Origin of the sequence: Sutterella parvirubra YIT 11816 (genome assembly GCF_000250875.1) — a bacterium.
Taxonomy (GTDB): Bacteria; Pseudomonadota; Gammaproteobacteria; order Burkholderiales; family Burkholderiaceae_F; genus Sutterella; species Sutterella parvirubra.
In genome coordinates, this window is the sequence record NZ_JH605003.1 from 1 (window position 1) to 8,082 (window position 8,082).

Below are 8,082 nucleotides of genomic sequence, written 5' to 3' on the forward strand. Positions count from 1 at the left end.
TCGCAAGTTTCCTCGCGCGTTTTCTATGAAAAAGGGACCGCGGTCGGCGTCGGCCGCCCCATCGGTCCCTTCACTTTCGGCGTCGTGCCGGGCGTCAGTGCTTCAGCGGCTTGAAGCGCAGGCGCTTCGGCTGGCAGGCCTCTTCGCCCAGACGGCGGCGCTTGTCGGCTTCGTACTCGTTGTAGTTGCCGTCGAAGAAGACCACCTTGGAGTCACCCTCGAAGGCGAGGATGTGGGTGGCGATTCGGTCGAGGAACCAGCGGTCGTGCGAGGTGACGAGGGCGCAGCCGGCGAACTCGAGGAGCGCCTCTTCGAGCGCGCGGAGCGTTTCGACGTCGAGGTCGTTCGAGGGTTCGTCGAGAAGCAGGACGTTGCCGCCCGCGAGAAGCGTCTTCGCGAGGTGCAGACGGCCGCGTTCGCCGCCCGAGAGCGTGCCGACCAGTTTCTGCTGGTCGCCCCCCTTGAAGTTGAAGCGGCCGAGGTACGCACGGCTCGACATCTGGAACTTCCCGACGGTGAGGATGTCGTTCCCTTCGGAGATCGCCTCGAAGGCGGTCTTGTCGTTCGGGAGCGAATCGCGCATCTGGTCGACGGCGGCGATGCGCACCGTCGGCCCGATGTTGATCTCACCGCTGTCTGGCTGCTCCTTCCCCGTGATCATCTTGAAGAGCGTCGACTTGCCGGCGCCGTTCGGGCCGATCACGCCGACGATGGCGCCGGGCGGGATCGTGAAGGAGAGGTCTTCGATCAGAAGACGGTCGCCGAAGCCCTTCGAGACGTTCTTGAACTCGATCACGTTGTTCCCGAGGCGTTCCGCCACGGGAATGAAGATTTCGTTCGTTTCGTTGCGCTGCTGGTATTCGACGCTCGAGAGCTCTTCGAAGCGCGCGAGACGCGCCTTCGACTTCGCCTGACGGCCCTTCGGGTTCTGGCGGACCCATTCGAGTTCGTGGCGGATCGCCTTCATGCGGGCGTCTTCCTGGCGCTTTTCGATTTCCAGGCGCTTTTCCTTCTGGTCGAGCCAGGAGGAGTAGTTGCCCTTCCAGGGAATGCCTTCGCCGCGGTCGAGTTCGAGGATCCACTCGGCCGCGTTGTCGAGGAAGTAGCGGTCGTGGGTCACGGCGACGACCGTGCCGGGGAAGCGGTGGAGGAACTGCTCCAGCCACTCGACCGATTCCGCGTCGAGGTGGTTCGTGGGTTCGTCGAGCAGGAGCATGTCCGGGCGCGAGAGGAGCAGACGGCAGAGCGCGACGCGGCGCTTTTCGCCGCCCGAGAGGTGACCGATCTTCGCGTCCCAGGACGGCAGACGGAGCGCGTCCGCGGCGATTTCCATCTGGGTTTCGGCGTTGGTGCCCGCGGCGGCGATGATCGCTTCGAGGCGCGCCTGTTCGGCGGCGAGCGCGTCGAAGTCCGCATCGGGTTCGGCGTAGGCCGCGTAGACGGCGTCCAGCTTCGCCTGCGCCTGCATCACCTCACCCATGCCCTCTTCGACCGCTTCGCGGACGGTGTGCTCGGGGTTCAACTGCGGCTCCTGCGGGAAGTAGCCGATGTTGATGCCGGGCATCGGCACGGCTTCGCCTTCGTGCTCCTGATCCACGCCCGCCATGATGCGAAGGAGCGTGGACTTCCCCGCACCGTTCAGACCCAGCACGCCGATCTTGGCGCCCGGGAAGAACGAAAGCGAAATGTCCTTGAGAATCTGACGCTTGGGCGGAACGATCTTGCCCACGCGGTTCATCGTGAAAACGTACTGTGCCATTGCTCTTAGGTGAGTTCGAGGCGCCGCCGGAGGGCGGCGTAACGAAAAGCGCGCGGCGCTCCGTGTGGGAGGCGCCGCGACGGGAAATGAAGTGGCCTGATTTTAAGTGAAAAGTCTTAGACGCTCAGCGTCCGCGGCGGTACTTCTTGCGCCGAAGCTTCATGTACCAGCCGAAGTAGCGCATGCGGCCCTCCTCAAAGCGCTGGAGCGCGGCGCGGCGCGCTTCGCCCATCTGCTCGGGGAGGAACTGGTTCCACTTTTTGAGAACGCCCGAATCGTCGATGTGTTCGAGCATCCGGCGCAGCCACCCCGGGAAGTACCGCGTGATGACGGCGGACTGGAAGTCGATCAGGCCGGGCGTGCCGTCCGGGCGGATGATGAAGTTACCCGTGCCGCGAAGGTCGAGGTGCGCGACGCCGCGCGCGTGCATCTCATCGACCAAGGCTTCGAGGCGCTCCATGTAGGCGAGATCCACGGGCGAACGGTTCACGCCCTTTTTGCGCACGAGCCCCGAGCCCTCCAAAAACCGGATCGCCAACGCCTGACGGTCGACGAAGAAGGCTTCGCCCGCGATGCCGTCGATGCCTTTGAGGCGCGCGAGCACCGCCGCTTCGCGGCGCAGCAGGAGCGGCCCCACGATGGTGCGCGAAAACCAGCCGCGGGTGCTGAAGTCCTTCACGGTCCATCGGACGCCGTCCTTCTCGACGAGCGTGACGACGGCGTTCAAGCCCCCGCCGTCTCGCATCAGCTTGACGGTGTGCTCGGCCATCTCGGCGCGGTCAAAGGGCTTCTCTTGATCGTGCATTCGGGTACCGGAGTCGGATAAAGAAAAGGCGCCGCCCGGAACGACATTCGTGGGGGCGGCGCGCTCTGCGTGGCTTGTGCGGGTCCTGAAAATCAGGGCATCACGATGCCGCCGCCCTGCGGGGCGGCCGGCGGAGCCTGGAAGCCCGGCATGCCGGGCGTGACGATCTGGCTCGCGGCCTCGCGCTGGAGTTCGCGGATGCGTTCGACCGTCTTGCGCAGGCCCTCGCGCGCGGCGGCGCTGTAGCCGGCGACGGCTTCGGCGACGTTCGCGGCGGGGATCTCAAAGGAGATCGGCAGCGGGCCCATCTGGGTCATGATCTGCGTTTCGCCCGTGAAGATCGGCGCACGGGAGGGATCCCGCTGACCGTTGGCGTCGATCGGCGTGAGGATGCGGATGACGCCCACCTTGCGGTCCGTCACCACTTCCTCGGAATAGAGGTTCGCGGCGTCCATTTCGGCGCCGACGTTGTCGAGCTCGCTCGTTTCCTCAGTCATCGGAGAGTCTCCAGTGTGTGTTTGAGCCTGAAAGGCGCTCATTCTATATCAGCGGTAGACCATCACCGGGATCTTCGAGTGGGTGAGCACCTTCTGGGTCTCGGACCCGAGGAGCACCGCGGCGATCCCCTTGCGGCCGTGGCTCGCCATGAAGACGAGGTCGCAGTCGTGCTTGTCGCACTGCTCGATGATGGCGTCCGCGGGCGAGAAGCTCTTGACCAGCACGGTGTCGCAGTCGACGCCCAGGTCTTCGGCGAATTCCTTCGCGGCGGCGAGGCGCTCCTCGGCTTCGCCCGTCACGCGCTCATCGTACTGTTCGATCGATTCCGGGCGGTATTCGGCGAGGTTGGTGTAGGAATAGGGTTCGACCACGGTCATGACGACGAGGTGCGCGCCGAGCGGCTTCGCGAAGCGGGCGGCCCCTTCCACGGCCTTCACCGAGCGCTCCGAGCCGTCGGTCGGAACAAGAATGCGTTTGTACATGTGGCTTCCTTTTTTCGGCGGGCGGGTCCGGTTCGCCCGCCGCTTCACACTATTTTAGGCGCGTTCGGCGCGCCCAAAAAGATGAAGTTCAATCTTCGCGTTCACCCGCAATCGCATTGATCACAAGCGAAGCCAACATGAGGCCCGCGGTCCCGGTGACGACGACGCCGGAGCCGAACCCGATCCTCGCCCCTTCGGGTTGGCCCGCCGCCTGGTTGTTGGCGGCGGAAGGCTGACGGACGGGCTCGTCGCTCGCGACGACGGGAATGCCGAATTTGACGGAGCGCCCCGAGGCGTTCCCCGCGGGGAAGCCGTGGAACTTGCGCAGGTTCGTGCGGAGTTTCGCCAGAAGCGGATCGCCCTTGACGCGCGCGAGGTCCTCGACGACAAGGCGTTCGGGGTGGCGCTTGCCGCCCGCGCCGCCCGACGTGACGACCTTGAGGCCCTTTCGCCTCGCGGCGGCGACCAGGGCGGTCTTCCCGCGAAGGTCGTCGATGCAGTCCATCACGAAGTCGGCGTCCGCGGGAAGAATCTCCTCCGCGTTCTCCGGCGTGATGAAGGATTCAATCAACTCCACCCGGCAGTCCGGATTGATGAGCCCGATGCGCTCGCGCATCAACGCCACCTTCCCGCGGCCGTAGTTCCCGTCCATCGCATGAAGCTGACGGTTCGTATTCGACAGCGCGCTCACGTCGCCGTCAATCAAAGTGAGACGACCGATGCCGGACCGAGCCAGCGCCTCCATCGCCCAGCTGCCGACGCCGCCGGCGCCCGCCACGACGACATGCGCACGCGCCAGTCGCGCGGCGCCGTCTTCGCCGTAAAGTCTTGCCACACCACCCAATCGGCGGGGGTCACTCGTCACGCTCATTCCCAGCGTACTCCGTAAAGAAAAAGCGAAAAAGTCAAAACAAAGTTTTTCGAATTCGCACCCCAGTCGACACGTTTTCGAGAATTCTTTTTCTCGATTTTTGCCTCGACTAGGTACTTTTCCGAAAGTCCTCCACTTCGAAAAAGAAGTAGAGTGACATCAACGACGCGGAAAACAGGTTTTCCGATTCGACCAACCGGAGACCTGATTCCCAAAGCGGCTCCTCTTCGAAAAAAGGACGAGCCGAAACGAACATTCAGAGACCAAGGGGGTCACATGCGTATTCTCGTTCCTGTCGACGGCAGCAACAACAGCTCCAACGCGCTCAAGTTCATTGCCGGCCGCACCACGCTGATCGGCAGCAATCCTACCATCGAACTTCTGAACGTTCAGCAGCCGCTCCCCGCGCGCGCCTGCCGCCTCGTGGGTCAGGACGCGCTCACGCGCTACTACGAAGACGAAGCCGAAAAGGTCTTTGAACCCGCCCGCCGACTTCTGCAGGGCGCCGGCGCCCAGGCGACCGAATCCTTCGTCGTCGGCGACGCCGCCGAATCGATTTCGAAGGAAGCCGAACGCCTCAACGCCGACCTGATCGTCATGGGTTCGCGCGGTCAGAGCGCCTTGAAGGGCCTCTTCTTCGGTTCGGTCTCGAACGGCGTGCTCGCGCAGTCGCGCTGCCCCGTTCTGATGCTCCGCGACAAGGTTCCGCCGGAAACCGATGCCCTGCGCGTCGGCATCGCGGTGGACGGCTCGAAGTACGGCCGCGCGGCGGTCCGCTATGCGCTGCGCCACATCTCGCTCTTCGGCACGGGCGCGACCTTCTACCTGATCAACGTCGTCTCCGACTACGCCGGCGCCGTCATGCCCGACATGGCCGGCATGGCGCTCCCGTCGCTCTCGGAAGAAGAAGTGCTCGAACTCCAGAAGGACGAATTCAACGAAGCGGTCGATCCGCTCCGTCCGCTCTTCTCGAAGGCCGCCATCAAGACGCATGAAGTCTGCCTGGTCGGCAACCCCGGCGACGAAATCGCCGCGTTCGCGAAGAAGAAGAAGCTCGACCTCATCGTCATGGGTTCGCACGGCTACGGCCGCTTCAAGGCCGCCGTGATGGGTTCGACCGCCACGCGCATCGCCGCGACGGGCGACGTCCCGCTCTTGATCATCCGCAACGCCTACTAAGGTTCGCGGTTTCGGCCGCCCGGCGCCCCGGGCGGTCCGATAGAAATTTCGGATGCCCGTCATCGCTTTTGCGACGGCGGGCATTTATAATGCGGCTCGCATCCCCTCCGCGGGGGAGTAGTCCACCAAAGACCGCGTCAACAGACTTGAGATTTCCCCTCATGGCGCGGCGCCCGGGCGTGAAGGCGCCCGACGGCCGGACAAGACCTGCGGCGGCGTGACGTGCGGTTTGGCGCCTCCATGGGACAGGAACCCGGGATCGGCGCGGCGGACCCGTACGTACGCCGCCGTTTTTCATGTCCGCCGCCCAGCTTTCGACCCCATGCTTGAAATTCTTTCCCCCTCGACCTTCGCGGTCGTCGCCGCCGAGATCGGCGACAAGACGCAGCTCCTCGCGCTCTGCCTTGCCGCGCGCTTTCACCGCCCGGTTCCGATCATCCTCGGGATTCTCGCCGCCACGGTTCTGAACCACGGGTTGGCGAGCCTTCTGGGCGCCTCGATCGCCGAATGGCTCACCCCCAACGTCCTCCGCTGGGTTCTGACGGCGAGCTTCGCCGCCATGGCCGTCTGGATGCTGATTCCGGACGAAATCGACGAGGCGAGCTGCGACCGCACGGTCGGGCGCTTCGGCGTTTTCGGGACGACCTTCGTCCTCTTCTTCCTCGCCGAGATGGGCGACAAGACGCAGTTGGCGACGGTCGCCTTGGGCGCGCACTTTCAGGACGCCTTCTGGGTGACGGTCGGCACGACGCTCGGGATGCTCATCGCCGACGTCCCCGCGATCTTCATCGGAAACAAACTCTCCGAGAAGCTCAAACCCGCGGTGATGCGCAGGATTGCGGCGGTCGTCTTCGCGGCCTTCGCGGTGCTCACGTACCTCGGCATGTGAGTTTTCCGCATAGCGCTTTTGCGGTATGCCCGTGCTAAGATGACGGTGCCAGGCGGTGGGAGGTTCTCCCGCCGCCTTCTCCTTTCCGACAACGTTCCACCACGCCATGACCCAATCGAAAACGATCCGCGTCTATGTGACGGCCGACACCGAGGCCGAAGCCCTCCGCATCGTCGACCGGCTCGGTGCCGACCCCGACATCCGCATCGCCGGCTACGCGTCCACGCGCGCCAAGATGGAGGAGGATCTGACGCAGCCCGGCGGCCCGAAGGTCGACCTGCTCGTCACCGACGTCGTGCTCTCGGGCGTGGACGTGACGCCGGTCGTCGCCCGCGTGCGCCGCCTCCAGGAAGACACCGACATCCTCGTCTACACGACGAACACGTCGGACTCGACCGTGATGCGCGCGATTCTGGCGGGCGCCATGGGCTACCTTCTGAAGGGCGACCAGGAAGACCTCGAAACGAGCATCCGGCTCCTTCGCGGGGGCGGCTCGCCCGTCTCGCCGGTGGTGGCGCGCAACGTGCTGCGCGCGATTCAGACGCGAAGCCTCAACATGCGCCAGACGCGCCGCCGCCCGACGGAGGCGAACGACCTCTCGCAGCGCGAAACCGAGATCCTCTCGCTACTCGCCAAGGGCATCAGCTTCGCGGACATCGCGCAGATCCTCTCGATTTCGCCCCACACGGTGACGGCGCACATCAAGAAGATCTACCGCAAGCTCCAGGTGCACTCCCGCGGCGAGGCCGTCTATGAGGCGACCTGCCTCGGGATCCTTCAGGAGCGCTTCAACTGATTATTCCCGGACCCAGTGTCCGGACTTCCCGCCCGCCTTCTCCAGAAGGCGGACGTTCCCGATCACCATGCCGCGGTCGACCGCCTTGCACATGTCGTAGACGGTGAGAAGGCCCACCTGGACCGCGGTGAGCGCCTCCATCTCCACCCCGGTCTGCCCGCGGCATTCGCAGGTCGCGCGGCAGCGCACCGAAGAGGTCTCCCGATCCAACTCGAAGTCGACCGAGACGTGCGTGAGCGAGATCGGATGGCAGAGCGGCACCAGGTCCGCCGTGCGCTTCGAGGCCATGATCGCCGCCACGCGGGCGATCCCGATCACGTCGCCCTTTTTGGCGGTCCCCGAGGCGACGAGTTCGAAGGTCGCCGGAAGCATCGTGATCACGCCTTCGGCGGTCGCCCGGCGGTGGGTTTCGTTCTTGGCGCCGACGTCGACCATGTGCGCCTCGCCCTTGTCGTCAAAATGGGTGAGCTCTCCCATATCTTTCGTAACCTTTTAGCTGTTGCGGGTAACCTAGCGTCCGGGAGGACGCGGGATAATTGGGGACCGACGCCCTCGGGCGTCAAACCTCCCAACAATACCGCAATCCCTCGCGGACTGCGCCTCGCGACCGTGAAAACAGCCCAAGCCATCATCGCTCTCTGCGCCGCCATCAGCACGGCGCTCACGCCGGTCGCGGCGACGGCCGCGGACACGCTCGACCTCAATCTCCCGAGCCTCGGGACGGCGGGCTCTTCGGCGCTCTCGCCCCTGGAGGAGCAGAAGCTCGGCGCGCAGCTGATGACGCAGGTGCGCGCCGACCCGAC

Annotated in this window: 9 protein-coding genes and 1 pseudogene; 4 read left to right on the forward strand and 6 right to left on the reverse strand. The window is 64.9% G+C overall.

Annotation, left to right across the window (positions count from 1 at the left end):
• Positions 1 to 94: 94 nt before the first annotated feature.
• The 5 genes from ettA to HMPREF9440_RS07875 form a co-directional block, all read right to left on the reverse strand.
• Positions 95 to 1,759, reverse strand: coding sequence for an energy-dependent translational throttle protein EttA (gene ettA / locus HMPREF9440_RS07855; RefSeq protein WP_008543118.1), 1,665 nt, complete (start codon positions 1,757 to 1,759; stop codon positions 95 to 97).
• 124 nt (positions 1,760 to 1,883) lie between these two features.
• Positions 1,884 to 2,564, reverse strand: a complete 681-nt coding sequence (locus HMPREF9440_RS07860) for a protein kinase family protein (protein WP_008543119.1) — start codon at positions 2,562 to 2,564, stop codon at positions 1,884 to 1,886.
• Positions 2,565 to 2,656: 92 nt separating this feature from the next.
• Positions 2,657 to 3,061, reverse strand: a complete 405-nt coding sequence (locus HMPREF9440_RS07865; protein ID WP_008543120.1) for a hypothetical protein — start codon at positions 3,059 to 3,061, stop codon at positions 2,657 to 2,659.
• 48 nt (positions 3,062 to 3,109) lie between these two features.
• Positions 3,110 to 3,544, reverse strand: a complete 435-nt coding sequence (locus HMPREF9440_RS07870; RefSeq protein ID WP_008543121.1) for a universal stress protein — start codon at positions 3,542 to 3,544, stop codon at positions 3,110 to 3,112.
• 88 nt (positions 3,545 to 3,632) lie between these two features.
• The gene (locus HMPREF9440_RS07875) at positions 3,633 to 4,379 is read right to left on the reverse strand and encodes a tRNA threonylcarbamoyladenosine dehydratase (protein WP_245523591.1); all 747 of its coding nucleotides are present in this window, start codon (positions 4,377 to 4,379) and stop codon (positions 3,633 to 3,635) included.
• Positions 4,380 to 4,691: 312 nt separating this feature from the next.
• On the opposite strand from HMPREF9440_RS07875, the gene HMPREF9440_RS07880 reads away from it, so the two are divergent.
• The 3 genes from HMPREF9440_RS07880 to HMPREF9440_RS07890 all read left to right on the forward strand — a co-directional run bounded on the left by HMPREF9440_RS07880 (position 4,692) and on the right by HMPREF9440_RS07890 (position 7,279).
• Complete coding sequence (locus HMPREF9440_RS07880) at positions 4,692 to 5,594, forward strand: universal stress protein (RefSeq protein WP_008543126.1); 903 nt, start codon at positions 4,692 to 4,694, stop codon at positions 5,592 to 5,594.
• Between the two features lie 322 nt (positions 5,595 to 5,916).
• A complete protein-coding gene (locus tag HMPREF9440_RS07885) occupies positions 5,917 to 6,483 on the forward strand; it encodes a TMEM165/GDT1 family protein (RefSeq protein WP_008543129.1) in 567 nt (188 codons plus the stop codon).
• 106 nt (positions 6,484 to 6,589) lie between these two features.
• On the forward strand, positions 6,590 to 7,279 hold the full coding sequence (locus HMPREF9440_RS07890) for a LuxR C-terminal-related transcriptional regulator (RefSeq protein ID WP_008543130.1): 690 nt from the start codon (positions 6,590 to 6,592) through the stop codon (positions 7,277 to 7,279).
• Here the strand turns inward: HMPREF9440_RS07890 and moaC are convergent, their stop codons facing one another.
• Entirely contained in the window at positions 7,280 to 7,756 is a 477-nt protein-coding gene (gene moaC, locus HMPREF9440_RS07895) for a cyclic pyranopterin monophosphate synthase MoaC (protein ID WP_008543134.1), read from the reverse strand. It abuts the gene before it with no gap.
• Positions 7,757 to 7,888: 132 nt separating this feature from the next.
• On the opposite strand from moaC, the pseudogene HMPREF9440_RS12125 reads away from it, so the two are divergent.
• Positions 7,889 to 8,082 (forward strand): annotated as a pseudogene (locus tag HMPREF9440_RS12125) (M48 family peptidase); the annotation flags it as partial.

Bases quoted from the DNA above. Each gene is read 5' to 3' on its own strand.
- ettA (WP_008543118.1), bottom strand. From the start codon at position 1,759: ATGGCACAGTACGTTTTCACGATGAACCGCGTGGGCAAGATCGTTCCG.
- HMPREF9440_RS07860 (WP_008543119.1), bottom strand. From the start codon at position 2,564: ATGCACGATCAAGAGAAGCCCTTTGACCGCGCCGAGATGGCCGAGCAC.
- HMPREF9440_RS07865 (WP_008543120.1), bottom strand. From the start codon at position 3,061: ATGACTGAGGAAACGAGCGAGCTCGACAACGTCGGCGCCGAAATGGAC.
- HMPREF9440_RS07870 (WP_008543121.1), bottom strand. From the start codon at position 3,544: ATGTACAAACGCATTCTTGTTCCGACCGACGGCTCGGAGCGCTCGGTG.
- HMPREF9440_RS07880 (WP_008543126.1), top strand. From the start codon at position 4,692: ATGCGTATTCTCGTTCCTGTCGACGGCAGCAACAACAGCTCCAACGCG.
- HMPREF9440_RS07885 (WP_008543129.1), top strand. From the start codon at position 5,917: ATGCTTGAAATTCTTTCCCCCTCGACCTTCGCGGTCGTCGCCGCCGAG.
- HMPREF9440_RS07890 (WP_008543130.1), top strand. From the start codon at position 6,590: ATGACCCAATCGAAAACGATCCGCGTCTATGTGACGGCCGACACCGAG.
- moaC (WP_008543134.1), bottom strand. From the start codon at position 7,756: ATGGGAGAGCTCACCCATTTTGACGACAAGGGCGAGGCGCACATGGTC.